Genomic DNA, 24,207 nt, shown 5'->3' on the forward strand with positions numbered 1-24,207 from the left:
TCGGATCGTTCGTCCATAGGCCGTGCATCGCCCGTCGCCCCCCTCACAGTCTGCAATGTCCATCCCCGGCGCCGAACGGTCTGCGGCGCAGCCCCTGTCCGGACGATACACCAGTCTCGTCACTCAATGACAGGGCTTCTCTACGCTCCGTGACCACTGGCAGGGATGCGGGTACGGACCGCTTCCGGAAGGTTGCGGAGGGTACCCGAACCGGATGTCGCGTCTGTTGCGGCGGGTCCGAGGCGGTCGGTCAGGTTCCGCTCGTGCCCGTCGTAAGGATCACGTTGCGCAGCGGCTCCCGGTTCACGTAGCGGCTCAACTGGTCCACCAGCAGCCGCTTGGCGCGCGGCAGGAACGCGGAAGTGGGCCCGCCGACGTGCGGACTGATCAGCACGCCGGGCGCACGCCACAGGGGGTGACCGGGCGGCAGCGGTTCGGGATCCGTGACGTCGAGGGCTGCGGTGATGCGGCCGCTGTCCAGTTCCGCGAGCAGCGCCTTGGTGTCGACGACGGGGCCGCGGGCGACATTGACGAGGAGGGCACCGTCCTTCATACGGGCCAGGAACTCGGCGTCGACCAGCCCTCGGGTGGCCTCCGTCAGCGGCGTGGACAGGATGACGACGTCCGCTTCGGGGAGCAGGGCGGGCAGTTGGGTGAGTGGATGCACGGGACCGCGCGCCGTGGTGCGCTCGGAGCGCGCGACGCGCGCCACCCGCGCAAGCTCGAACGGCGCGAGCCGGTCCTCGATCGCCGCGCCGATCGCCCCGTATCCGACGATGAGTACGTTCCTGTCGGCGAGCGCCGGCCGGAACCCGCCGAGCCACTCCCCCCGGTCCTGCGCCCGCACGAAGTCCGGGATCCCGCGCAACGAGGCCAGGATCAGCGTGAGCGTGAGCTCCGCGGTGCTCGCCTCGTGCACACCGCGCGCGTTGCACAACCGCACGCCCGGGCGCAGGTGCTTCAGCCCCGGCTCGACATGATCGATACCGGCGGAGAGCGTCTGCACGACCTCGACGGACGTCATCCCCGGCAACGGCCGCACGCCGACCTCGCTGGGCTTCATGTAGGGGACGACATAGAAGGCACAGTCGCCGGGATCCGCGGGGAACGTCTCTCCGCCGTTCCAGAAGCGGTAGTTCGGCCCTTCCGGAAGCCCCTCGATCTCCTCCGGCGGGATGGGCAGCCATACATCAGCAGTCATGGTCACGAGGCTATGTGAGGGGCGCGGGAGTGCAGAGGTTAGGTTGGGGGCCAGGAGAGGGAGGGTTACGGGCAGGTGGAGCGCAGGACGATCGGCGCGGCGGCACTCGCGGTGGGGGCCGTCGGACTCGGGTGCATGCCGATGAGCTGGGCGTACAGCACGTCACGGCAACGGGGCGACGAGTCGCTCAGGGCCGTGCACCGGGCGCTCGATCTGGGCTCGACGCTACTGGACACGGCCGACATGTACGGCCCGTTCACCAACGAGCTGTTGCTGGGCCGGGTGTTGAAGGAGCGGCGGTCCGATGCCTTCGTGTCGACCAAGGTCGGCCTGCTGGTGGGCGAGCAGCACATCGTGGCCAACGGCCGCCCGGGGTATGTGAAGCGGGCCTGCGACGCGTCCCTGAGGCGCCTGCAGACGGACGTCATCGACCTCTACCAGCTGCACCGCGCCGACCCCGAGGTTCCCGTGGAGGAGACCTGGGGCGCGATGGCGGAACTCGTCCAGGCCGGAAAGGTGCGGGCGTTGGGGTTGTGCGCGGTGGGGCGCGCGGCGGGCGACGGGCGGGGACGCTGCTGCACGACGCGACGATCCGGCAGTTGCAGCGGGTGCAGCAGGTCTTCCCCGTGAGTGCGGTGGAGGCGGAGCTGTCGGTGTGGTCACCGGAGGCGCTGGACACGCTGCTGCCGTGGTGTGAGGCGCGCGGCATCGGCTTCCTGGCCGCGATGCCGCTCGGCAACGGCTTCCTGACCGGCACACTGACGCCCGGCGAGGGCTTCGAGCCCGACGACATGCGCGCCCGCCACCCCCGCTTCACCGCCGAGATGATGGCGGCGAACCAGCCGATCGTGGCCGGCCTGCGCCGGGTGGCGGCCCGGCACGGCGAGCACGTCACACCGGCCCAGGTGGCGCTGGCGTGGGTGGTGGCGCAGGGCCGGCACGTGGTTGCGGTGCCGGGGGCCAAGCAGGAGCGCTGGGTGACGGAGAACGCGGACGCGGCCCGGCTGTGCCTGTCGGCCCGGGACCTGACGGAGGTGTCGGGGCTGCCGCGGGCGCAGGGATCGTGGGAATGATCCTGACCTGCGGATCGTGGGAATGATCCTGACCTGCGGGTTCCTGATTTGTTGGTTCGGGATCGGGTGATCGGGAACCTGTGGGGCGCGAGCGGTGTATGACAAGTAGAACCCGCCGCGTCGAAGGGACCATGATCGTGCAACGTCGAGCTGTGACGGCCGTACTGGCCGCGGCCGCACTCCTGCTGACGGCCGGCTGCTCCTCCGACGACGAGGGAGGGGGTTCCCCCGGCGGTGGAGGAGACACCCCACCGAGCAGTACGGCCGCGCAGTCGCCGCCCCCGGGTCAGGCCGCCGAGGAGACCCCGCCCGCCAAGGGTTCGGCCGAGGTCGTACGCACGGTGACCGAGGACCTGGACAGCCCCTGGGGGCTTGCTGCCCTCCCCGACGGCGACCTCCTCGTCTCCTCCCGCGACGGGGGCACGATCACGCGGGTCGACACCGAGACGGGCCGGAAGACGGAGCTGGGCGAGGTGCCGGGGGTGTCACCGGCCGGCGAGGGCGGCCTGATGGGCCTCGCCCTCTCCCCCGACTACGCCTCGGACCGCATGGTCTACGCATACTTCACCTCGGCCTCGGACAACCGCATCGTCCGCATGCTGTACGACGAGCAGAAGCCCTCCGGTGAACAGCTGGGGGCGCCGGACACGATATTCCGGGGCATTCCCAAGGGCTTCATCCACAACGGCGGCCGGATCGCCTTCGGCCCGGACAAGATGCTGTACGCGGGTACGGGCGAGAGCGGCGAGGAGGGCCTGTCCCAGGACAGGGAGTCTCTGGGCGGCAAGATCCTGCGCATGACCCCGGAGGGCGAACCGGCACCGGGCAACCCGTTCCCGGACTCCCCGGTGTACTCGTACGGCCACCGCAATGTGCAGGGCCTCGCCTGGGACGACAAGCAGCGGCTGTTCGCCGCGGAGTTCGGCCAGGACACCTGGGACGAGCTGAACGCGATCAAGCCGGGCGACAACTACGGCTGGCCGGAGGTCGAGGGCACCTCCGACGAGGCCGGGTTCCGCAACCCGCTGGCCCAGTGGGCCACGGACGAGGCCTCCCCCAGCGGCATCGCGTATGCCGAGGGTTCCCTGTGGATGGCCGGCCTGGGCGGCCAGCGTCTGTGGCGCATCCCCTTGAACGGCACGGAGGCGTCGGCCGACCCGCAGGCCTTCCTGGAGGGCGAGTACGGCCGGCTGCGCACGGTGGTCTCGGCGGGCGGCAACAAGCTCTGGCTGGTGACCAGCGAGACGGACGGACGGGGGTCCCCCGAGGGCGGGGACGACCGGATCCTGGAGGTGGAGGTGAGCTGAGTACGGCGCCTCAGTCCTCCGCCGGCTCCTGCTCGGACGGCTCGGGCGGGCGTACGACGACTTTCCCGGACGACAGGTCGATCGGGCCGCGTCCTGGATCCCCGTCGCCCACGTCCTCCCGGGTCAGCTCCAGACGGTTCTGTTCGTCGCGGGTGTGTTTGCGGCCGGGTGCGAACAGTTCCTCGAAGACGTTGAACACGGGGCCTCCCTCGGCCGGTTGGTCCCCAGCGTAAGCGTCACCCTGCCGTTGGAGCGCTGAGGGTTTCGGACGGGAACAGGCCCAGCCGATGCGCCAGCGCCGCCGCCTCGCCGCGCCCCGAGACGCCGAGCTTGCCGAGGATGTTGGAGACGTGGACGCTGGCCGTCTTCGGGGAGATGAAGAGTTCCTCCGCTATCTGGCGGTTGGTGCGGCCGATGGAGACCAGGCGGAGGACGTCGCGTTCCCGGCTGGTGAGGCCGAGAGCCTGGACCGGATCGGCGGCGGGCGACTGCTGCGGGGCCTGGCGGAGGCTGAGGCGGGCGCGCTGGGCGAGCAGGCCGACGGCGTCGGCGAGGGGGCGCGCGCCGAGGTGGTCGGCGACGGCGTGGGCGAGGCGGAGCAGCTCCGTGGCACGGTCGCGGTCTTCCTCTCCCCCGGCGGAGAGGAGCGCCTCGGCGAGGCGGTGGCGGACGCGGGCCAAGTCGTAGGGGCGTTCCAGGCGTTCGAAGGCCGTGACCACCTCGGACCAGGTGTCCGGGCCGGCGATGCCCTCGGCGCGCTGGAGTTCGGCGCGCACCCACTTTTCGTGGGCGGCCCAGATGGGCGCGCCGGTGGTGAGGCTCTTGACGGTGCTGAAGATGCGTTCCAGGGCTTCTTCTCGGCCCTGCCGGGCGACGGGCAGGTTGCGGCTGTCGGCCTCGGCGGTGGCGGCGGCGAGCAGCAGCTTCCAGCCGTAGCGCTGGGTGCCGGGCGGGATGCCGGCGTCGAGGGCGCGGTCGAGTTGGTCGCGGGCGTCCAGGATGCGGCCTTCCGAGGCGGCGACGCCGATGGCGATGAAGGCCAGGGGGAGCCACTGCTGGGGCATGGGGTCGTGGGTGCCGAAATAGCCGTGTGCGGCGGCCAGTTGGCGGCCGGCTTCGGCGGCGTCGCCGCGGGCCAGGGCGAGATGGGCCAGGCACAGGGCGGCCGTGCCCTGGGGCTTGGCGCTCTGGCCTCGGCGCACCGCGTTCGACGCGGCCTCGGCGGATTCGTCCCAACGGCCCAGTGAGAACAGCGAGTCGGAGAGGTTGCTCCACACCCACGCCTCGGTGTCCAGCAGGCCGTACTTCCGGGCGAACCCGGTGCCCTCCTCCAGGATCCCGGCGGCTTCCAGGGAGCGGCCGACGGCTTCGAGTTCGGACGGGAGGTTGACGTACGTACGGCCGGCGACATGGGTGAAGGACCCGGCGAGGGACTGCTCCTTGACCTCGTACATCTCCGCGAGCCCCGCTTCGATGTCGCCGGCGTCGACGAGGAGGACGCCACGGGTGACGCGGGCGTTCAGCTCGACCTCGCGGGCCTCGACCATGCGCGCGTACTCCACGGCGCGCTCGGCGGCGGCGAGGGCCTCGGCGCCGGGCTGGTGCAGCATGGACCAGGTGGCGACGTTGGTCAGGACCTCGGCGTGCACTTCGGAGGGCGGCAGTCCGCGGACCAGTTCCTGGGCGGTGGCCAGTTCCTTCCAGCCGTCGTCGCGGGCCTTCGCCTGGACCAGGCGGGAGCGCTGGACCCAGAACCAGGCGGCGAGCAGCGGGTCGTCCTCGTCCTCCAGCAGGCGCAGCGCCCGCTTGGTGATCTTCAGGGCTCGTTCGCGTTCTCCGCAGAAGCGGCCTGCGACGGTGGCCGCCGCCAGCAGGTCGAGGTAGCGCAGCGCAGTGGTCGCCTGATCTCCGCCGTCCGGAGCGCGGTACACGTCGGTGTAGCCGACGGGGCGCAGTGCGGCCCGGACGTCCTCGGGGGCGGGGTCCCACAGTTCCATCGCGCGCTCCAGGAGCCGGAGTTGCTCGGAGTAGGCGTGCCGGCGGCGGGCGGCGACGGAGGCGTCGAGGACGGCGGGCAGGGCCTTGGCGGCGTCGTGCGCGTGGTACCAGTAGCTGGCCAGGCGCATGACGCGCTGGTCGGCGGGGACGAGGCCCGGGTCGGCCTCCAGGGCTTCGGCGTAGCGGCGGTTGAGACGGGAGCGCTCGCCGGGCAGCAGGTCGTCGGCGACGGCCTCGCGGACCAGGGAGTGGCGGAAGCGGTAGCCATCGCCGGTGGGTGTGGCGAGCAGGATGTTGGCGTTCACCGCCGCGCGCAGGGCCTCGATGAGGTCGTCCTCGGCGAGGCCGGCGACGGCGGCCAGCAGCCGGTACTCGACGGTGGAGCCGCCCTCGGCGACGATGCGGGCGACCCGCTGGGCGCTCTCGGGCAGCGTCTCCACGCGCACCAGGAGCAGATCGCGCAGGGAGTCGGTGAGGCCGGTGTGGCAGCCCTCGTGGGCGGCGACGGCGAGTTCCTCGACGAAGAAGGCGTTGCCGTCGGAGCGTTGGAAGATCTCGTCGACCTGGGCGGGGTCCGGTTCGGCGGCGTGGATGCCGGCGATCTGGCAGGCGACCTCCGCGCGGTTGAAGCGGGCGAGTTCGATGCGCTGGACCGTGCGCAGCCGGTCGAGTTCGGCCAGCAGGGGGCGCAGCGGATGGCGGCGGTGGATGTCGTCGGAGCGGTAGGTGGCGAGGACGACGAGGCGGCCGGTGCGCAGGGTGCGGAAGAGGTAGGCGAGGAGGTGACGGGTGGAGGCGTCGGCCCAGTGCAGGTCCTCCAGGGCGACGACGACCGTGCGGTCGGCGGCGATGCGTTCCAGCAGGCGGGCGGTGAGTTCGAAGAGGCGGGCCATGCCCTCCTCGTCGGGCCGGCCGGTGCCTGTCTCACCCAACTCGGGGAGCAGCCGGGCCAGTTCCTCCTCCTGCCCGGCGGCAGCGGCGGCCAGCTCGTCCGGCAGTTCACGGCGCAGGGCGCGCAGTGCGGTGGAGAACGGGGCGAAGGGCAGCCCGTCGGCGCCGATCTCGACACAGCCGCCCAGCGCGACGACGGCGCCCTTGCGGCCGGCGGCGGTGGCGAACTCCTCGACGAGGCGGGTCTTGCCGACGCCGGCCTCACCGCCCACCAGCAACGCCTGCGGCTCGCCCGCGGCAGCGCGGGCGAGCGCGTCGTTCAGCGTGTCCAACTCCTCGGCGCGGCCTACAAAGACGGGACTGACGGACCTGGTCTCCACAAGTCCGAGCATCGCACGGGGGTCCGACAACGCGGCACCGGTTTTCCCGCGGTGGCGTCCGTCCCTCGGTCCGTCTGCCGGCCCTGCGGCGCTCACGCGGTGCGTGGGGACCGGTGCCGTCGTGGGCGGCGGATATGCGCCTCGTTCGCGGCGGCGCGTTCGGCTGCTTCCCGGCGGGCGGCGCGGCCGCTGCGTATGGCTTCGCGGACCAGCCGCTCGTGCTCGGCCCGGCGGATCAGCTCGGCGGAGCGAAGCTGCTGGAGCTCGTACTCGTACATCTCTTCTCCCTGGAGAGGTCGGTGTGCGGTATCGCGCAGTGCGATGCCTCCACCTTCGTTTCCCAGGGGGGTCCGCCACATCGGGAGAGTTCCGTATCTTCGGCGGGCTCGGGGCCTTGGAAGGCACTTAGTACGGTCACCGGTACGCCAGGGCACCTCCTAAGTCCCCGGCCTAAGCCCCCGGTCATGCCCATGCAGACCGCGCCTCCAGCGGGAAGTGGCACAGGGCGGTGTGAGCGTCGCCCGCGCCCTTCGACTCGCGGACGACGGCCGGCGGTGCCTCGGTGGCGCACCGGTCCTCGGCGCGCCGGCACCGGGTGCGGAAGCGGCAGCCGGACGGGATGTCGAAGGGCGAGGGGATCTCGCCCTTGAGCTGGATCTCCTGGTCGTGGGTGGCGCGGGAGGTGTCCAGGACCGGTGCCGCCGCCATCAGCGCGGCTGTGTAGGGGTGCTGCGGGCGTTCGAACACGTCCTCGGTCTCGCCGTGTTCGATGACCTTGCCCAGGTACATCACCGTCACCCGGTCGGAGAGGTACCGCACGACGGACAGGTCGTGGGAGATGAACACGTAGGCGACGCCGAGGCGCGACTGGAGTTCCGAGAGCACGTTGAGGACCTGCGCCTGCACCGACAGGTCCAGGGCGGAGACCGGCTCGTCGCACACGATGAGGTCGGGGTCCAGGGCCAGGGCGCGGGCGATGCCGATGCGCTGGCGCTGCCCGCCGGAGAACTCGTTGGGGTAGCGGTGGGCGTCGCTCTCCCGCAGCCCGACCAGGGACAGCAGTTCACGGATCCGCTTCTCGCGGGCCTTGGCGTCCGGTACGACGTCCCGGTGGGTGCGCCAGGGCTCGCCGATCAGATCGGCGGCCGACATACGGGCGTTGAGCGAGGCGTAGGGGTCCTGGAAGACCATCTGGACGCGGCGGCGCCAGTTCAGCAGCTCCTTGCCGCGCAGGGCGAAGGGGTCGACGCCGTCGTACCGCACGGTGCCCGCGTCGGGTCGTTCCAGCCCGAGCAGCACCCGGGCCAGGGTGGACTTGCCGCAGCCGGACTCGCCGACGAGCCCGAGTGTCTGTCCCCGGCCGAGCTGGATGTCCACTCCGTCCAGGGCGGTCAGCCGGCGCCGGCCGCTGCCGAAGCTCTTGGTGACACCGCGGACTTCGAGCAGCGGCGGGGGTCCGTCGGTTCCCTCGGCCCGGGGTCCGGGGGTGGCGGTGGTGGCGCGGGACTCAGGCACGGTCGAGCTCCTCGGAGAAGTGGCAGGCGGCCGAACGTCCGTCGCCCGCGCTGCGCAGGGACGGCCGTTCCCGGACACATCGCTCCCGCACCAGCGGGCAGCGGGCCTGGAACACACAGCCGGGCGGCACCGCGCTCAGCTCGGGCGGGCTGCCGGGGACGGCGGGCAGCGGGCGTCCGCGCTCGGCGTCCTCGGGGACCGAGTCGAGCAGTCCGCGGGTGTAGGGGTGGCGGGGGGAGGTGAAGACGTCGTGCACCGTTCCCTGCTCCACGACCGTGCCGGCGTACATCACGACCACGTCGTCGGCGCGCTGGGCGACCACGGCCAGGTCGTGGGTGATCAGTACGACGGCCATGTCCCGCTCGTCCTGGAGGTCCCGCAGCAGCCGCATGATCTGTGCCTGCACGGTGACGTCGAGTGCGGTGGTCGGCTCGTCGGCGATGAGGACGTCGGGGTCGAGGGCGACGGCCATCGCGATCAGCAGCCGCTGGCGCATGCCTCCGGAGAACTGGTGCGGATAGGACTTGGCCCGCTGCCTCGGTTCGGGGATGCCCACGCGGGTCATCAGCTCGATCGCCTTCTCCTCGGCCTGCCGCCGGGAGAGGCCGCGGTGGATACGAAACGGCTCGCCGATCTGCCGGCCCACCGGCTGCACCGGGTTGAGGGCGGTCAGGGCGTCCTGGAAGACGATGGACAGGACGGGGCCGGCCAGCTTGCGGCGTTCGGCCGGGCTCAGCCGCAGGGTGTCCTTGCCTCTGACCCGTACGGCGCCGCCGGTCACGGAGGCCGTGGGGTCCAGCAGTCCCACCACCGACAGCGCGGTCATCGACTTGCCGCAGCCGGACTCGCCGAGGAGGGCGAGGGTGCGGCCGTGGCGGACGCTGAAGCTGACGCCGTCCACGGCGCGTACCGTCCCGGAGGGCGTGCTCAGGTCCACGCACAGCCCTTCGACGTCGAGGGCGGGGGCGGAAGTGGTCGTCACGGGATCATCTCCGGAGGAACGGCGGCGGAGGCACCGCGGCGCTTGCGGGGCAGCGTCAGACGCCAGCGCTGGGCGGGGTCGGTGGCGATACGGGCCCACGCGGCGAGCAGCGTGGCGGACACCGTGGTGAGCACGATGGCGAGGCCGGGCAGCACCGTGATCCACCAGGCGGTCTGGAGGTACTGCCGGCCCTGGGCGACCATCAGGCCCCAGCTGACGTCCGGGGGCTGGATTCCGATGCCCAGGAAGCTCAGCGAGGACTCGGTGAGCATCACGAAGCAGAAGTCGAGGGTGGCGACGGTCAGCAGCGTCGGCAGGGCGATCGGCAGGATGTGCCGGTGGATGATGTGCCGGCTGGGTGTGCCGAAGGTGCGGGCCGCGTCGACGAACAGCCGGCTCCTGAGCTCGGCCGCCTCCGCCCGGGAGGTGCGCAGATACACCGGGATGCGGGCCACGGTGAGGATCAGCACGATGTTCAGCGCGGAGGGCGAGAAGACGTAGAGCACGACCACCGCGATGAGCAGGGAGGGGAAGCTGAGGATGATGTCGGCGACGCGCATCGCCAGGCTCTCCCGGCGTCCCCCGTGGTAGCCGGCCCACAGGCCGAGGGCCGATCCGATCACGAGTGAGCACAGCACCGCGGGGACGGCCACGGACAGGGTCGTCGCCGCCGCGTCGACCAGGCGCGCCAGCACGCTGCGGCCGAGGACGTCGGTGCCGAGCAGCCCGTACACCCCGTCGCTCAGGGACGGCGGGCGCAGGGAGGCGTCCAGGTCCTGGCGCTGTGCGTGGTCGCCGATGAACAGCCGGCCGAAGAGGGCGACGAGGACGACCAGGGTGAGGACGACGGCTCCGGCGGCCGCGGCGCGGTCCCGGCCGAGCAGCCGCCACCAGCGCGGCGGACGGTTCCGGGCGGGAGCGGTGTCGTTCACGGGGGCGGCGCCGTCCGCGGCGGAGGTCTCTGCTGTGGTCATGCTGCTTCCTTCGCTCACGCCGGCACCGCCTGACGCACTCGGGGGTCGGTCAGCGCATGGCAGACGTCGACCAGAATGTTCAGCGCGAAGATGGTCACCGCGGTGAGCAGAACGGCCGCCTGGAGGACCGCGAAGTCGCGCTGCAGGATGGAGTCGATCATGAGTTTGCCGATGCCGGGCCAGCCGAAGATCGTCTCCACGATCACGGCACCGTTGACCAGGCCCACCGTCAGGTCACCGGCCACGGTCAGCACGGGCGTCACCGCGTTGCGCAGGGCGTGACCGAAGATCACCCGGCGGGGCGTGGCGCCCTTGCTCCGGGCGATCTTGACGTAGGGCGCGGAGAGCGCGGAGACCATGCTGCCGCGCACCACCTGGACGAGCACACCGAACGGGCGGATCAGCAGGGTCGCGACGGGCAGGACCCAGACCTCGGGTCCGCCCAGGGTGCCCGAGGTGGGCAGCCAGGCGAGGCTCACGCCGAAGACCAGTACGCCCATGACGGCGAACCAGAAGTCGGGGATGCTGGCGGCCGTCATCGACAGCAGGCTGGCGATCCGGTCGACCAGGGAGTTGGGCCGGTAGGCGGCCAGGCTGCCGATCAGTACCGCTCCGGTGATCGCCAGCAGCATGGTCACGCCGGCGAGCTGCAGGGTGACGGGGAAGGCGTCCAGCACCATCTCGGTCGCGGACTGACCGGTCCGCAGCGAGGTGCCGAAGTCCAGGTGCACGGCGTCGACGAGGTAGTTCCACAGCTGTGCCGGGATGGAGAGGTCGAAGCCCTGCGCGGCGGAGAACTCCGCGCGCTGCTCGGCGGTGGCGCTCAGCGGGAGGTAGAGGTCGACCGGGTCGCCGGTCATCCGGGCCAGGAAGAACACGCCCAGCACCACGCACACCAGGGGGATGGCGCTGGAGAGTATGCGTTTGCGCAGAAAGGTAACCATGTCAGTGCTGTGCCGCCTTCGCCGGGCTGACCTCTGCCAGCCGCATCTCGTCGCCGGTGGCGGAGTTCGGCTCGTACCGGATGGACGGTGACAGGCCGAGCAGTCCGCTCATGTGGGCCAGATGGGTGTACTGAACGACCGTCTTGTTCTGGTCGGCGAGCAGATCGGCGAAGGCCTTCTGGCGCTCCTCGCCAAAGAGCGCGCCCGCGTCGGCGATGCGCCGGTCGAGCTCCTCCGTGCCGAAGGTGGACTGCGGGCCGTCGCTCAGCAGGTACTGGCTCGTGGTGAAGGCCGCGTCACCGGCCTGGTTGCCGTGCATGATCAGCAGGGCGATGGGGCCGACCCCCTTGGGCAGCGGCCGGAGCTGGTACTGGAGCTGGGTGGCGGTGTCGGCCATACGGACTCGTACGTTCAGCCCGATCTGCTGCATCTGGTACTGGAGGGCCTCAGCGGTCTCCGACACCCCGGAGAACATGCCGTTGCGGGCGACCAGGGTGATCTGCCGGTCGATGGGCACACCGTCGGCCCTGGCCTCCTCGATCAGGGTTTTGGCCCGGGCCACGTTCTGCCGGGTCGGCCGGATCTCGTCGCTGTGTCCCACCACGCCGGGCGGGACCAGCTGGCCGGCCGGTTCGGCGAGTCCGCCGAGCAGGGCCTCGATGATGCCCTCGCGGTCCACGGCCAGGTCGACGGCCCGGCGCACCCGGTGGTCGTCGAGCGGCGGCTCGCGGCCGTCCAGCCGCAGCGCGGTCGTCTCGTTGTTGGGGTAGGAGGCCGTCGTGTCCTTGTCCGCCTCGATGGGGTCGAGGGCCACGGCGATCTCCGCCTCACCCTTGTCGATCATGGCGGCCCGGACGCTCGCGTCGCTCCGCCAGACGTAGCGGGCCCGGGGGAAGGCCGGGGCCTCGCCCCAGTAGTCGTCGTAGCGGTTGAGGGAGATCGCCGCTCCGGGCTGCCAGGAGCCGACGGCGTAGGGGCCGGTGCCTATGGGGATACGGACCTTGGCCTCGGCGTCGGTCGTGCGCGGCACGATCTCCACGAAGCTCAGGCGCAGCGGCAGGATCGGGTCGGGCTGCTCGGTGGTGACGGTCAGCCGCGTGTCGCTCTCCGCCTTCACCTCGAGGTCCTCGTCACCGAAGACATAGCCCTCGACGTTGCAGGCGAGGTCGGAGTTGACCGCCCGGTCGATGGAGAAGGCGGCGTCCTCGGCGGTGAACGGCTCCCCGTTCTGGAAGGTCACCCCGGTGCGCATGTCGAAGGTCCAGGTGCGCTCGTCCGTCTGCTTCCAGCCCGTGGCGAGCAGGGGGTGCAGTTCGCCGGAGTCCGGGTCGCGTTCGACGAGCGGCTCGGTGATGTTGGACCGGACGACGACGCCGGTGCCGGTCAGTGAGGCCTCGCAGGGTTCCAGCGTCGGTGGTTCCTGAGTGAGCACCACCCGCAGCGTGCGGCCGTCGGCGCGGCCGGAGTCACCGGCGGCGCTGCCCGCCACAGCGCAGCCGCTGGACAACAGCACCGCGCCCGCCAGGAGCATCGCAGTCGTCGCGCGGGGCCGCCTTCGTCCGGCGGGCGGGATGGGGGAAACGGAGAACTTCATCGTCGGCTCGTCTCCGGTGAGTGCTGATGTGTCGCGTTCCATGTACGGGCGACTGCGAGGAGCTGTCTACACTTGCGCATCCGGTCCGCATCTGTGAACGCCGAAGCTAAACCGGCACCGTGGCAGCGTCAAGAGATGCGCAGGATCGGACCCGTCCCGCACCCCGGCCCGTCCCAATCGTCCGTGCCGCACGCCCCGGGGCCGGCGACGAAGACAGAAGATCACATGCCCATTCCCGGCACTACGACCGAAATCACTGCCGGCGCCCCTGCATCTCCGGCCTGGAGCGGACCCCGGCCGGGCTCTACCACACCGCGCGACTGCACGAACTGCCCGATTCAGTCACATACTTACGCGACCACGGCGGCGACGTGGCGGCCGCCGCGACCAGCGCCGGATCGGGGGCGAGCGTTGGAGGCGGGACAGATCGCGGGCGCGGCGCCCGACGCCTTCACCGACGAGCCGCACGCACCCCAGGCGCTCCTGGACTCGGACCACGCACTCCTGCCCCCCACATGACCGAGGGGGTCCCGCCCACCCGTGCCGGAGGCCGCCCATTGACACCGTCGCTCGCAGCTGTCTACAAATGAGAACGTCGACTACATATGAGGATGACATGCATGGCACGGACCTCAGACTCCGTCAAGACCCCCCGGTGGTGAGCGGCTCATGCGCATCATGCTCAACCACCGCATCCTGAGCCGCTTCCACGACCGGCTCAAGGCCTCCACGCGGAGGCAGCACGACTGGCTGGAGGTCTTCGACCGGGACGCGGCACGGCTCTCCGAGGCCATCGCCGACGTCGATGTCTACGTCGGCTCCAGGCTGCGGGCCGAGGACGCACGCCGCGCCGGACGGCTGCGGCTCGTCCATGTCGTCGGCGCCGGCTACGACGGCATCCCGCTGGACGCGCTCCACCCGGGGGTCACGGTCGCCACCACCCACCACCACGGCCGTTCCATCGCCGAGCACGTGCTCATGTCCATCCTGATGCTCTCCCGCGACGTCCTGGGAGCCGACCGCACGCTGCGCGCCGGACGCTGGCGCAATGTGGCGGTCGACCCCGGACTTCCCTTCGGGACCACGCTGCGGGGCCGCCGGGTGGGCATCATCGGTTTCGGCGAGACCGGCACCGAGGTCGCCCGGCTGTGCCAGGCGGTCGGCCTGCGGGTCCGCGCCGTACGGCGCGACCCCTCCGCGCCGTTCCCGGCGGATCTGCGGCCCGACTGGGTCGGTGGCAACGACCGGCTGCCCGAACTCCTCGCCGACTCCGACGTCGTGGTGGTCACCGTCCCCCTGAACGCCGCCACCCAGGGGTTGATCGGCCCGGCCGAACTGGCGGCGATGGGCCCCGAGGCCCTGCTGGTCAACGTGGCCCGGGGGCCGGTGGTGCAGGAGGAGGCGCTCTACGAAGCGCTGAACTCGGGCACCATCGCGGGTGCCGCACTGGACGTGTGGTGGTCGGGCCCTCCCGAGGCGCCCAGCCGGCTGCCCTTCCACGACCTGCCGAACGTGCTGATGACCCCGCACCATTCGGGCCACACGGCCGACACCTTCGCCGCCCGCGCGACAGAGATCGCCGACAACATCGACCGGCTGGAGCGAGGCGACGCGCTCAGCAACGTGGTCCGCGCCCCGGCGGCAGCCGGAAGCCTCGCCGCAGCACCCCCGTCTCCGCCCCCCTGTCCCTCACGATGAGTAGGAAACCACCCATGCTCGAAGGCGTTCTCTTCTTCCCCGTCACCCCGTTCACCGCGACCGGTGACGTCGACCTCGACGCCCTGCGCCGGCACATCGCGGCCGGGGTCGACGCCGGCCCGGGCGGAGTGTTCGTCGCCTGCGGCACCGGCGAGTTCCATGCCCTGGACGTCGAGGAGTTCACCGCGGTCGTGCGGAGCGCCGTCGACGCGGTGGGGGGACGCGTCCCGGTGTACGCCGGGGCCGGCGGCGCACTCGGTCTGGCCAGGCGGTTCGCGCGGGCCGCGGCCGAGGCCGGTGCGGACGGCCTGCTGCTCATGCCGCCCTACCTGGTCGAGGCACCGGCCGCCGGACTCGTCGCCTACACCCGGGAGGTCGCCGGGGAGACCGCTCTGCCGGTGATCGTCTACAACCGGGCCAACGCGCGCTTCGACGAGCACTCGGCGGCGGAGGTCGCCCAGCTGCCCACCGTCATGGGTCTGAAGGACGGAACCGGTGACCTCGATCTCGTCGCGCGGATCGTCCCCGCCGTACGGGACGCACTCGACGGGACCGGCAAGCAGTTCCAGTTCTTCAACGGCATGCCCACGGCCGAGGCGAGCCAGCAGGCGTACCGGGCGCTGGGAGTGGAGCTGTACTCGTCGGCCGCCTTCGCCTTCGCGCCCGATGTGTCCCTCGCCTTCCACCGCGCGGTGGAGGAGGGCGACCAGAAGCGGATCGACGCGCTTCAGCGCGCCTTCTTCCACCCCCTGGTCCGGCTGCGCCGGCGGGTTCCGGGCTACGCGGTGGCGCTGGTGAAGGCCGGGGTCACCCTGGAGGGGCTCGACGCCGGACCGGTCCGGCCGCCGCTGACGTCCCTGGCCCCGCAGGAGGTCGAGGAGCTGGCGGCCATCATCGCCGAGGGCCGCGCCGTACTCGCCTCCTGAGCCGCACGCCGACGCGCACAAGGGGTCCTCGCACGTCCGTCAGTGACTCAGGACGTCCGGGGACCCCTCATGGTCCGCGTCGGCTCAGCCGGTGGCGGGCAGGCCCAGGAGTACGTCGGTGTACTTGAGGACGGCCAGCAGCAGTCCGATGACGCCGAGCGAGACGCCCGCCCAGGCGACCGACTTGATCCACGGGGCCTGCGGCTTGCCGGGGGCCCCGAACGCGGGCCGGGCCAGGACAACGACGCCGACGATCAGCGCGGCCAGCGCGAACAGGCCGGCCCACAGGGCCTGGGCATTCCAGGCGTCGCCGTAGCCCTCCCTGACCATGGTGGCGACGCTGGAGGACTGCGAGGTCTGCAGTTGGCCGATGAGCGACTCGCGCGCGGAGGCCACGGTGCCGACCCAGCTGCCGGTGAGCGAGACGATGCCGAGCGCGGCCGAGACGACGGCTCCGGCACCCTGGCCGACGCCGGAGGAGCCGGCCTCTTGTGGCGCTTCGGGCTGCTCGTCACCGTCCTCGGCGCCGGTCGCTTCGTCGGTCGTGGTGGCGTCCGCCGCCTCCTCGGCCTTCTCCCCGTCGGTCGTCGCCTCGGTGCCGGTGTCGGCGCCGGTCACGTCCACAGTCTTGGTTCCCATGCGACGCACCGTACGGACGGAGTCTGAGAAGTCTCTTAATGATCGTTGTGAGCGGTACGCGCGCGTACTGCAGGCCATTCGGGGGCGAGCACGGCCCAGATCTCGCAGTCCTGGCGTACGCCCCGCCAGGGGGAGCTCTCGCGGAGCACGCCCTCCCGGGTCATGCCGAGCCGTCGGGCGACGTTGATGCTGGCCGTGTTGCCGGACGCCGCGTGCCATTCCACGCGGTGCATACCGCGCTCGTCGAACGCCCAGTCGATGAGGACGCGGGACGCGCGCGTGACGAGCCCCTTGCCGGTCCCGGCGGGCTCCAGCCAGCAGCCGATCTCGCAGACGCCGGTCGTGGCGTCGAAGATCCTGAAGAGGACGCCGCCCACGAGCTTGCCGTCCAGCCAGATCCCGTGCAGGGAGCCGCTGTCCGCGGCCCGCTTGTCGGCGTACGACTGAAGGATGGCCCGCGCGGAGTCGAGGTCGGTGGCGTTCGCGCCGAACGGGATGTGCCGGGTGATGAAGTCCCGCCCGCGGTCGAGGTGGGCGAGGAACTCCTCGGCGTGCCAGGGCTCCAGGGGCCGCAGTCGGGCTCCGTCGTCACCCAGGGATATCGCGTACATCCGACCGCTGCTCCTTCTCCGTTGCGTCGACGACGTCCGTGAGCTTCTCACGTCCGGCGTCGGCGTTCCGGAGATTTTTCTGCCCGGGAACGAGGCCCATGAGCTGATTCCGCTCGGCGTCGACGTCCGCGAGCTTCTCCTGCTCCGCGCGGCTTTCCGGCGGCTCGATGCTGATCCGCGGCAGCCACCGGTCGAGCCGGCGCGGCAGCCACCAGTTGGCGCCGCCGAGCAGGTGCATCAGGGCGGGGACGAGGAGCGTGCGCAGGACGAAGGCGTCGACGGCGACGGCGGCGGCGAGCGCGATGCCGAACATCGCGATGACGCGGTCGCCGCTGAGGACGAAGGCGAGGAAGACCGAGATCATGATGACCGCGGCGGAGTTGATCACACGGCCGGTCTCGGCGAGGCCGATGCGGACGGCCCGCCGGTTGTCGCCGGTCTCGAGCCACTCCTCGTGCATCCGGCTGACCAGGAAGACCTGGTAGTCCATGGAGAGCCCGAAGAGCACCGACACCATGATCACGGGCAGGAAGGGTTCGATGGGGCCCGCGCGGCCGAGACCGAGCAGTTCGCTGCCCCAGCCCCACTGGAAGATCGCGACGACCACACCGAACGCGGCGGCGACGGCGGCGATGTTCATCGCGGCGGCCTTCAGCGGGATGACGACGGACCGGAAGGCGAGCAGGAGCAGCAGACAGCCCAGGCCTATGACGACGCCGACGAACAGCGGCATTTTCCCGAGGATGACGTCGGCGAAGTCGTCGTAGCCGGCCGTGACGCCGCCGACCTGCATGTCGAGGGAGGTGCCCGTCTCGGCGCGCGGCAGCACCTCGGTGCGCAGCCGGTCCACGAGGTCGCTGGTGCTCTGCGACTGCGGGGCGGACTCCGGTACGACGGTGAGGTACGCGGTGTGGCCGCCGGTGTCGTAGGTCACCGGCGTCACGGAGGCGACGCCCTGGGTGCCGCGCAGGGTGCTGTCGAGGTTGTCCAGAGCGAGCCGGTCCTCGGCGCCGTACACCTCGGTGACCAGGGTGAGGGGACCGTTGACGCCGGGTCCGAAACCGTCCGCCAGGAGGTCGTACGCCTGCCGGGTGGTCGTCGTTTCGGGGTTGTTGCCCTGGTCGGAGGTGCCCAGATGGAGCGAGAGGGTGGGCAGGGCGAGCAGCGTGACGACGCCGAGCGCGAGGGCGCCGAGCTTCTTGGGGTGCCGTTCGACGAAGGCGGACCAGCGGGCGGCGAACCCGGTGGGCAGTTCGGGCTCGGGGCCGTGCTCGGCCAGCCGGCGTCGCTCGCGGCGGCTGAGCGCGCGTATCCCGATGAGGGACAGCAGGGCCGGGAGCAGGGTCACGGAGGCCGCGACGGTGAGGACCACGGTCAGCGAGGCCGCGACGGCGACGCCGTTGAGGAAGCCGAGGCGGAGGACCAGCATGCCCAGCAGGGCGATGCAAACGGTGGCACCCGCGAACACGACGGCGCGTCCGGTGGTGGCCACGGCATTGGTGACCGCCTCGGTGACGCTCAGGCCGCGTTTCAGTCCGCGCCGGTGCCGCGTGACGATGAACAGCGCGTAGTCGATGCCGACGCCGAGTCCGATCAGCATGCCGAGCATGGGCGCGAAGTCGGCGACGGTCATGGCGTGTCCGAGCAGCGCGATCCCGGCGTACGCGGTGCCGACACCGACCAGCGCGGTGGCGATGGGCAGCAGGGATGCGGCGAGGGAACCGAAGGCGAGGAACAGCACGACTGCGGCGACGACCACGCCGACGACCTCGGCGAGGTGCCCGCCGGAGGAGTCGGTGAGGCCGATGGCGGTCCCGCCCAGCTCCACCTGGAGTCCGTCGGCCCGAGCCGCCTTGGCGGTGTCCACGACGGCCTGTGCCTCGGACTTCTTGACGTCCTGGGCCTGGTCGTCGAAGGCGACGGCGGCGTAGGCAGTCCGTCCGTCCGCGCTGATCCGGCCCGCGCCCTGGCCGTCGTAGGGGCTCACCACGGAGGCCACGCCGGGCAGTTCCGCGATGTCGTCCAGGGTGCGGGTCATCGTCTGTTCGACATCGGCGGCGCGCACGGTGCCGGACGGGGTGTGCCAGACGACCGTGCCGCTCGCACCGCCGAGGTCGGGGAAGTTCTCCTGCAGCAGCTCGTCGGCCCGGCCCGACTCGGTGCCGGGAACGTTGTAGTCGTTCGAGTACGCCGTGCCGGTGGCGGCGGCGGCCGCGGTCACCCCGCCGAAGGCGACGAGCCAGAGCAGAACGGTGACCAGGCGGTGCCGAACACACCAACGCGCAAGGGCTGCCACGAACGAGCTCCCGGAGTGACGATGTGTGGATCTTTGATCGGGAACAGTCGTCCATGAACTGAACAGCCCGCAAAGAACGCATGAGCAATGCACCGCCACTCTTGCAGGCAGAACTGATCGTTTGGTCGTTTGGTGTGGTTATTCACAGAAGTGGGAGAGACCTCACAGGACAATCGGGCGACGTCTGTCGCCCGTCAGTCGAACTGGTCCCCCAGCGCCATCACCATCACCCCGCCGACCAACAGCCACAACGCCCTCCGGGTGCGTCCCCGCGACCCGAGGAGCGCCGCCAGCGCGCACACGCCGGCCCCGACGGCGTACGCGGCCGGGACGAGCACCGGCGCCGCGTCCGTGACCCGGAGCACCGCCGCGGCCAACCCCACGAGGGCCAGCAGCGCCCCGGTGCCGACCGCCGCCCAGCGGGCCCGCCGCGCCTCCTGCGCCGGGTCGCCGGCGTCCTCCGCCTCGGCCGTCTCGGAAGCCTCCTCGACCGCCTCGGAAGGCGTTTCGGAATCAGCGCGTCCACCCATGGCGCGCGAGCGTAGCGCGTACCGGCGCACAAACCGGATGCGGGGAGGCATCCCGGCTGCTAGCGTCCCGGCCGTCCGTCGTTCCCGGCACATCGCCGCCGACCGAAGCAGGTGCGTTGTTTGACGGTCCGACCGAGCTCCTACGCATCCCGTTCCTCTTCCCAGGACTCAAGGAGCCCGTTCACCGATGTCCGACATCACATCGAGCACGACCGACAACCTCACTAGGCGGCTGACCCACGCCCACTACCCGCGCAGCAGCCGCTACGACGTCCGCTGGACCATCGAGAACCAGATGGGCCCGCACGCGCTGTGGCTGCTGGAGTGGCTGGCCCCCGCGCTCGGCCTGGCGGAACTGAGCCCCGGCGCCCGCGTCCTCGACCTCGGCTGCGGCCGGGCCATGACGTCCGTGTTCCTCGCCAGGGAGTACGACGTCCAGGTCACCGCCGCCGACCTGTGGGTCAAGCCCGACGAGAACACCCCGCGCATCGCCGAGGCGGGCGTCGCCGACCGGGCGCTGCCCGTGTTCGCCGAGGCGCACGACCTGCCGTTCGGCGAGGGAAGCTTCGACGCGATCGTCTCCATCGACGCGTACCAGTACTTCGGCACCGACGACCTGTACCTGCCCACGCTGACCCGGCTGCTGAAGCCCGGCGGGCGGATCGGTGTCGTCGTACCGGCGCTGCGCGAGGAGATCGACGGCGTAACGCCGCCTGAGCAGCTGCAGCGGTTCTGGGAGCCAGACTTCTGGTGCTTCCACTCGGCCGCCTGGTGGCGGCGCCACTGGACCCGCAGCGGCGCCGTGGCGGTCGAGGCCGCCGACTGGCTCACCGACGGCTGGCGCGACTGGCTGCTGTGGTGCGAGGTCGTGGCGGAGCACAGCACGGACGACTTCCACATCAGGATGGCCGGCCAGTGCGCCGAGATGCTGCGCGTCGACCAGGGCCGCACCCTGGGCTTCGTACGGGTCGTGGGGCGCCGTCTCTGAGCACATGCCGAGGGGGATGCATCCAGGTCGATGCATCCCCCTGCGGGCCCTGCCGGATCGTCAGCCCTCGCTGACGCCCAGCTTCTGAAGGATCAGCTCCTTGACGCGGGCCGCGTCCGCCTGGCCGCGCGTGGCCTTCATGACCGCGCCGACCAGGGCGCCGGCCGCGGCCACCTTGCCGCCACGGATCTTGTCCGCGACGGCCGGGTTGCCGGCGATGGCCTCGTCGACCGCCGCACCGAGCGCGCCCTCGTCGGAGACGACCTTCAGACCGCGCTTGTCGACGACCTCGTCCGGGGTGCCTTCGCCCGCGAGGACGCCTTCGATGACCTGGCGGGCCAGCTTGTCGTTCAGGTCCCCGGAGGCCACCAGTTCGGTGACGCGGGCCACCTGCTGCGGTGTGATGGCCAGTTCGTCGAGGGCCTTGCCCGACTCGTTGGCGCTGCGGGCCAGTTCGCCCATCCACCACTTGCGGGCGGCCGCGGCGTCGGCGCCGGCCTCGATCGTGGCGACGATCGGGTCGAGGGCACCGGCGTTGAGGATCGCCTGCATGTCGGTGGCGGAGACGCCCCATTCCTCGCGGAGCCGGTTGCGGCGGACCAGCGGCAGCTCCGGGAGGGCGGCGCGCAGTTCCTCGACCCACTCGCGGGAGGGGGCCACCGGGACCAGGTCGGGCTCGGGGAAGTACCGGTAGTCCTCGGCCTCTTCCTTCACACGGCCCGAGGTGGTGGACCCGGTGTCCTCGTGGAAGTGGCGGGTCTCCTGGATCACCGTGCCGCCGTCGCCGAGCACGGCCGCGTGGCGCTGGATCTCGAAGCGCACCGCACGCTCCACGGAGCGCAGCGAGTTGACGTTCTTCGTCTCGCTGCGGGTGCCGAACTTGTCGGCGCCCTTCGCCATCAGCGACAGGTTCACGTCGCAGCGCATCTGGCCCATTTCCATACGGGCCTCGGAGACGCCGAGCGCGCGGATGAGCTCGCGCAGCTCACGGACGTACGCCTTGGCGACCTCCGGCGCACGCTCGCCCGCGCCGACGATCGGCTTGGTGACGATCTCGATGAGCGGGATGCCGGCGCGGTTGTAGTCCAGCAGCGAGTGCTGGGCGCCATGGATACGGCCCGTCGCGCCGCCCACGTGGGTGGACTTGCCGGTGTCCTCCTCCATGTGGGCGCGCTCGATCTCCACGCGGAAGGTCTCGCCGTCCTCCAGCTGCACGTCGAGGTAGCCGTTGAAGGCGATCGGCTCGTCGTACTGGGAGGTCTGGAAGTTCTTCGGCATGTCCGGATAGAAGTAGTTCTTCCGGGCGAAGCGGCACCACTCGGCGATCTCGCAGTTCAACGCGAGACCGATCTTGATGGCGGACTCGACGCCGGTCTTGTTCATGACCGGGAGCGAGCCGGGCATGCCGAGGCAGATGGGGCAGGTCTGGGTGTTCGGCTCGGCGCCGAGCGCGGTCGAACAGCCGCAGAACATCTTGGTCCTGGTGCCGAGTTCGACATGGACCTCGAGGCCCATGACGGGGTCGTACGACGCCAGCGCGTCCTCGTACGACACCAGGTCGGTCGTGGTGGTCACGGTGAAACTTCCCTCTCAGCCCAGCAGGACGTCGTCGTCGCCCAGCCGCTTCAGCTCGCGGTAGAGGATGGCGAGGCCGGTGACGATCGCGGCGGCGGACACGGTGGCGTCGATCAGGACCAGGGTGTCCTTCTCGGCGCGGGCCTTCTTCAGCCGCTTGGCGACGCCGAACGCGCCGAACGCGGTGGCGGCCATGGACAGGTACGTACCGGACTTGGACTTCTTGAAGCCCTTGGCCTTGGTCAGTGCACTCACAGCGACGGAGCCTCCTCCAGGAGCGGGTGCCCCCACTTTTCCACGAAGGCGGCCTCGACGGCGGCGCCCACCTTGTAAAGGCGGTCGTCCTGCATCGCCGGGGCGATGATCTGCAGGCCGACCGGGAGGTTGTCCTCCGGGGCGAGGCCGCAGGGCAGGGACATGGCCGCGTTGCCCGCCAGGTTGGTCGGGATGGTGCACAGGTCGGCGAGGTACATCGCCATCGGGTCGTCGGCGCGCTCACCGATCGGGAAGGCTGTGGTCGGGGTCGTCGGGGAGACGATCACGTCGACCTGCTCGAACGCTCGCTCGAAGTCCTGCTTGATGAGCGTACGGACCTTCTGGGCGCTGCCGTAGTACGCGTCGTAGTAGCCGCTCGACAGGGCGTACGTGCCGAGCATGACGCGGCGCTTGACCTCGGCGCCGAAGCCGGCCTCGCGGGTCAGGGAGGTGACCTCCTCGGCCGAGTGGCTGCCGTCGTCGCCGACGCGCAGTCCGTAGCGCAGGCCGTCGAAGCGGGCGAGGTTGCTCGAGCACTCGGACGGCGCGATCAGGTAGTACGCCGACAGGGCCAGGTCGAAGGACGGGCAGTCCAGCTCGACGATCTCCGCGCCCAGCTCCTTCAGCAGCGCCACGGACTCGTCGAAGCGCTGGATGACGCCGGCCTGGTAGCCCTCGCCGCGGAACTGCTTGACGACGCCGACCCGCATGCCCTCCACGCTGCCGTTGCGGGCGGCCTCGACGACCGGCGGGACCGGGGCGTCGATGGAGGTGGAGTCGAGCGGGTCGTGCCCGGCGATCACCTCGTGCAGCAGCGCCGCGTCCAGGACCGTACGGGCGCAGGGGCCGCCCTGGTCGAGGGAGGACGAGAACGCCACCATGCCGTAGCGGGACACGGCCCCGTACGTCGGCTTCACACCGACCGTGCCGGTGACGGCGGCCGGCTGGCGGATGGAGCCGCCGGTGTCGGTGCCGATGGCGAGCGGGGCCTGGAACGAGGCGAGCGCGGCGGACGAGCCACCGCCGGAGCCGCCGGGGATACGAGTGAGATCCCACGGGTTGCCGGTCGGCCCGAAGGCGCTGTTCTCGGTCGAGGACCCCATGGCGAACTCGTCCATGTTGGTCTTGCCGAGGATGACGACGTCGGCGGCCTTCAGCTTCTTGGTGAGGGTGGCGTCGTACGGCGGGATCCACCCCTCCAGGATCTTGGAGCCGACGGTGGTGGGGACGCCCTCGGTGGTGAAGATGTCCTTCAGCGCGAGCGGCACGCCGGCCAGCGGGCCGAGCTGCTCGCCGCGCTCCCGCTTCTCGTCGACGGCCCGCGCCTGGGCGAGGGCGCCTTCGCGGTCGATGTGCAGGAAGGCGTGCACCTTCTCGTCGACGGCCTCGATGCGGGCCAGGTGGGCCTCGGTGACCTCGACGGCCGTGAGCTCGCCGGAGGCGATCTTCGCGGCGGTCTCGGCGGCGGTGAGCTTGATGATGTCCGTCATGCGGATTACTCCTCCCCCAGGATCTGCGGCACCTTGAAACGCTGCTGCTCCTGGGCCGGGGCGCCGGACAGCGCCTGCTCGGGGGTGAGCGACGGGCGGACCTCGTCCGGGCGCATGACGTTCGTCAGCGGGAGCGGGTGCGAGGTCGGCGGTACGTCTTGGTCGGCGACCTCGCTGACGCGGGCCACCGCGCCGATGATGTCGTCCAGCTGGCCTGCGAAGTGGTCGAGCTCTTCGGGCTTCAGCTCCAGACGCGCCAGCCGGGCGAGGTGGGCGACCTCCTCGCGCGTGATGCCAGGCATGCAGCGATCCTCTGGGGTGAGTGTGTGTGGTTTGAGCC

At 71.2% G+C, this 24,207-nt stretch carries 21 protein-coding genes and 1 pseudogene; 5 read left to right on the top strand and 17 right to left on the bottom strand.

The window, feature by feature from the left end; translation table 11 throughout:
* Positions 1-250 precede the first annotated feature (250 nt).
* Complete coding sequence (locus StrepF001_RS24745) at positions 251-1,201, bottom strand: 2-hydroxyacid dehydrogenase (RefSeq protein WP_129800427.1); 951 nt, start codon at positions 1,199-1,201, stop codon at positions 251-253.
* A gap of 75 nt (positions 1,202-1,276) precedes the next feature.
* Here StrepF001_RS24745 and StrepF001_RS24750 point away from each other — a divergent pair.
* Positions 1,277-2,274 (top strand): annotated as a pseudogene (locus tag StrepF001_RS24750) (aldo/keto reductase).
* 98 nt (positions 2,275-2,372) lie between these two features.
* The gene (locus StrepF001_RS24755; protein WP_129800428.1) at positions 2,373-3,581 is read left to right on the top strand and encodes a PQQ-dependent sugar dehydrogenase; all 1,209 of its coding nucleotides are present in this window, start codon (positions 2,373-2,375) and stop codon (positions 3,579-3,581) included.
* A gap of 10 nt (positions 3,582-3,591) precedes the next feature.
* Here the strand turns inward: StrepF001_RS24755 and StrepF001_RS24760 are convergent, their stop codons facing one another.
* The 8 genes from StrepF001_RS24760 to StrepF001_RS24795 all read right to left on the bottom strand — a co-directional run bounded on the left by StrepF001_RS24760 (position 3,592) and on the right by StrepF001_RS24795 (position 12,859).
* The gene (locus tag StrepF001_RS24760; RefSeq protein WP_129800429.1) at positions 3,592-3,780 is read right to left on the bottom strand and encodes a DUF6191 domain-containing protein; all 189 of its coding nucleotides are present in this window, start codon (positions 3,778-3,780) and stop codon (positions 3,592-3,594) included.
* Positions 3,781-3,817: 37 nt separating this feature from the next.
* Positions 3,818-6,862 (bottom strand): helix-turn-helix transcriptional regulator, encoded by a 3,045-nt coding sequence (locus StrepF001_RS24765; RefSeq protein ID WP_129800430.1) that lies wholly within the window; start codon positions 6,860-6,862, stop codon positions 3,818-3,820.
* Between the two features lie 80 nt (positions 6,863-6,942).
* Positions 6,943-7,128, bottom strand: coding sequence for a hypothetical protein (locus StrepF001_RS24770; protein ID WP_129800431.1), 186 nt, complete (start codon positions 7,126-7,128; stop codon positions 6,943-6,945).
* A 184-nt stretch (positions 7,129-7,312) separates the two neighbouring features.
* A complete protein-coding gene (locus StrepF001_RS24775; RefSeq protein ID WP_129800432.1) occupies positions 7,313-8,365 on the bottom strand; it encodes an ABC transporter ATP-binding protein in 1,053 nt (350 codons plus the stop codon).
* A complete protein-coding gene (locus StrepF001_RS24780; RefSeq protein WP_129800433.1) occupies positions 8,358-9,347 on the bottom strand; it encodes an ABC transporter ATP-binding protein in 990 nt (329 codons plus the stop codon). The genes StrepF001_RS24775 and StrepF001_RS24780 overlap by 8 nt, the downstream gene beginning before the upstream one ends.
* Entirely contained in the window at positions 9,344-10,321 is a 978-nt protein-coding gene (locus StrepF001_RS24785) for an ABC transporter permease (RefSeq protein ID WP_129800434.1), read from the bottom strand. The genes StrepF001_RS24780 and StrepF001_RS24785 overlap by 4 nt, the downstream gene beginning before the upstream one ends.
* A 14-nt stretch (positions 10,322-10,335) precedes the next feature.
* Positions 10,336-11,265 carry an ABC transporter permease gene (locus StrepF001_RS24790; protein ID WP_129800435.1) on the bottom strand — a complete coding sequence of 310 codons (930 nt, stop codon included), beginning with the start codon at positions 11,263-11,265 and terminating at the stop codon, positions 10,336-10,338.
* A 1-nt stretch (position 11,266) separates the two neighbouring features.
* Positions 11,267-12,859 (bottom strand): ABC transporter substrate-binding protein, encoded by a 1,593-nt coding sequence (locus StrepF001_RS24795; RefSeq protein WP_240797672.1) that lies wholly within the window; start codon positions 12,857-12,859, stop codon positions 11,267-11,269.
* Between the two features lie 669 nt (positions 12,860-13,528).
* Between StrepF001_RS24795 and StrepF001_RS24800 the strand changes: the two genes are divergently transcribed.
* Entirely contained in the window at positions 13,529-14,557 is a 1,029-nt protein-coding gene (locus StrepF001_RS24800) for a 2-hydroxyacid dehydrogenase (RefSeq protein ID WP_129800436.1), read from the top strand.
* Positions 14,558-14,571: 14 nt separating this feature from the next.
* Positions 14,572-15,483 (top strand): 5-dehydro-4-deoxyglucarate dehydratase, encoded by a 912-nt coding sequence (locus tag StrepF001_RS24805; protein ID WP_129800437.1) that lies wholly within the window; start codon positions 14,572-14,574, stop codon positions 15,481-15,483.
* An 84-nt stretch (positions 15,484-15,567) separates the two neighbouring features.
* Here the strand turns inward: StrepF001_RS24805 and StrepF001_RS24810 are convergent, their stop codons facing one another.
* The 4 genes from StrepF001_RS24810 to StrepF001_RS24825 all read right to left on the bottom strand — a co-directional run bounded on the left by StrepF001_RS24810 (position 15,568) and on the right by StrepF001_RS24825 (position 19,559).
* Positions 15,568-16,122 carry a hypothetical protein gene (locus StrepF001_RS24810; RefSeq protein ID WP_129800438.1) on the bottom strand — a complete coding sequence of 185 codons (555 nt, stop codon included), beginning with the start codon at positions 16,120-16,122 and terminating at the stop codon, positions 15,568-15,570.
* 35 nt (positions 16,123-16,157) lie between these two features.
* The gene (locus StrepF001_RS24815) at positions 16,158-16,733 is read right to left on the bottom strand and encodes a GNAT family protein (protein ID WP_129800439.1); all 576 of its coding nucleotides are present in this window, start codon (positions 16,731-16,733) and stop codon (positions 16,158-16,160) included.
* On the bottom strand, positions 16,711-19,029 hold the full coding sequence (locus tag StrepF001_RS24820; RefSeq protein ID WP_129800440.1) for an MMPL family transporter: 2,319 nt from the start codon (positions 19,027-19,029) through the stop codon (positions 16,711-16,713). Before StrepF001_RS24820 ends, StrepF001_RS24815 begins: the two co-directional genes overlap by 23 nt.
* Before the next feature lie 194 nt (positions 19,030-19,223).
* Positions 19,224-19,559, bottom strand: coding sequence for a hypothetical protein (locus StrepF001_RS24825; RefSeq protein WP_129800441.1), 336 nt, complete (start codon positions 19,557-19,559; stop codon positions 19,224-19,226).
* Between the two features lie 187 nt (positions 19,560-19,746).
* On the opposite strand from StrepF001_RS24825, the gene StrepF001_RS24830 reads away from it, so the two are divergent.
* On the top strand, positions 19,747-20,547 hold the full coding sequence (locus StrepF001_RS24830) for a methyltransferase domain-containing protein (RefSeq protein ID WP_129800442.1): 801 nt from the start codon (positions 19,747-19,749) through the stop codon (positions 20,545-20,547).
* A 60-nt stretch (positions 20,548-20,607) separates the two neighbouring features.
* On the opposite strand, the gene gatB is transcribed toward StrepF001_RS24830, so the two are convergent.
* From gatB to gatC, 4 genes are read right to left on the bottom strand one after another with little or no spacing between them, the layout of a single operon-like run.
* Complete coding sequence (gene gatB, locus StrepF001_RS24835; protein WP_129800443.1) at positions 20,608-22,122, bottom strand: Asp-tRNA(Asn)/Glu-tRNA(Gln) amidotransferase subunit GatB; 1,515 nt, start codon at positions 22,120-22,122, stop codon at positions 20,608-20,610.
* Between the two features lie 15 nt (positions 22,123-22,137).
* Positions 22,138-22,377, bottom strand: a complete 240-nt coding sequence (locus StrepF001_RS24840) for a hypothetical protein (RefSeq protein WP_129800444.1) — start codon at positions 22,375-22,377, stop codon at positions 22,138-22,140.
* Entirely contained in the window at positions 22,374-23,867 is a 1,494-nt protein-coding gene (gatA, locus tag StrepF001_RS24845) for an Asp-tRNA(Asn)/Glu-tRNA(Gln) amidotransferase subunit GatA (protein ID WP_129800445.1), read from the bottom strand. Before gatA ends, StrepF001_RS24840 begins: the two co-directional genes overlap by 4 nt.
* A gap of 5 nt (positions 23,868-23,872) precedes the next feature.
* Positions 23,873-24,169 (bottom strand): Asp-tRNA(Asn)/Glu-tRNA(Gln) amidotransferase subunit GatC, encoded by a 297-nt coding sequence (gene gatC, locus StrepF001_RS24850; RefSeq protein WP_004925108.1) that lies wholly within the window; start codon positions 24,167-24,169, stop codon positions 23,873-23,875.
* Positions 24,170-24,207: the final 38 nt, after the last annotated feature.

The organism is Streptomyces sp. F001, from assembly GCF_004187715.1.
Taxonomy (GTDB): domain Bacteria; phylum Actinomycetota; class Actinomycetes; order Streptomycetales; family Streptomycetaceae; genus Streptomyces; species Streptomyces flavusporus.

Excerpts from the sequence above, each read along its gene's own strand:
- StrepF001_RS24770 (WP_129800431.1), bottom strand. The coding sequence starts at position 7,128 with ATGTACGAGTACGAGCTCCAGCAGCTTCGCTCCGCCGAGCTGATCCGC.
- StrepF001_RS24800 (WP_129800436.1), top strand. The coding sequence starts at position 13,529 with ATGCGCATCATGCTCAACCACCGCATCCTGAGCCGCTTCCACGACCGG.
- StrepF001_RS24790 (WP_129800435.1), bottom strand. The coding sequence starts at position 11,265 with ATGGTTACCTTTCTGCGCAAACGCATACTCTCCAGCGCCATCCCCCTG.
- gatA (WP_129800445.1), bottom strand. The coding sequence starts at position 23,867 with ATGACGGACATCATCAAGCTCACCGCCGCCGAGACCGCCGCGAAGATC.
- StrepF001_RS24765 (WP_129800430.1), bottom strand. The coding sequence starts at position 6,862 with ATGCTCGGACTTGTGGAGACCAGGTCCGTCAGTCCCGTCTTTGTAGGC.
- StrepF001_RS24825 (WP_129800441.1), bottom strand. The coding sequence starts at position 19,559 with ATGGGTGGACGCGCTGATTCCGAAACGCCTTCCGAGGCGGTCGAGGAG.
- StrepF001_RS24805 (WP_129800437.1), top strand. The coding sequence starts at position 14,572 with ATGCTCGAAGGCGTTCTCTTCTTCCCCGTCACCCCGTTCACCGCGACC.
- gatC (WP_004925108.1), bottom strand. The coding sequence starts at position 24,169 with ATGCCTGGCATCACGCGCGAGGAGGTCGCCCACCTCGCCCGGCTGGCG.
- StrepF001_RS24785 (WP_129800434.1), bottom strand. The coding sequence starts at position 10,321 with ATGACCACAGCAGAGACCTCCGCCGCGGACGGCGCCGCCCCCGTGAAC.
- StrepF001_RS24810 (WP_129800438.1), bottom strand. The coding sequence starts at position 16,122 with ATGGGAACCAAGACTGTGGACGTGACCGGCGCCGACACCGGCACCGAG.
- StrepF001_RS24795 (WP_240797672.1), bottom strand. The coding sequence starts at position 12,859 with ATGAAGTTCTCCGTTTCCCCCATCCCGCCCGCCGGACGAAGGCGGCCC.
- StrepF001_RS24755 (WP_129800428.1), top strand. The coding sequence starts at position 2,373 with ATGACAAGTAGAACCCGCCGCGTCGAAGGGACCATGATCGTGCAACGT.
- StrepF001_RS24815 (WP_129800439.1), bottom strand. The coding sequence starts at position 16,733 with ATGTACGCGATATCCCTGGGTGACGACGGAGCCCGACTGCGGCCCCTG.
- StrepF001_RS24830 (WP_129800442.1), top strand. The coding sequence starts at position 19,747 with ATGTCCGACATCACATCGAGCACGACCGACAACCTCACTAGGCGGCTG.
- StrepF001_RS24745 (WP_129800427.1), bottom strand. The coding sequence starts at position 1,201 with ATGACTGCTGATGTATGGCTGCCCATCCCGCCGGAGGAGATCGAGGGG.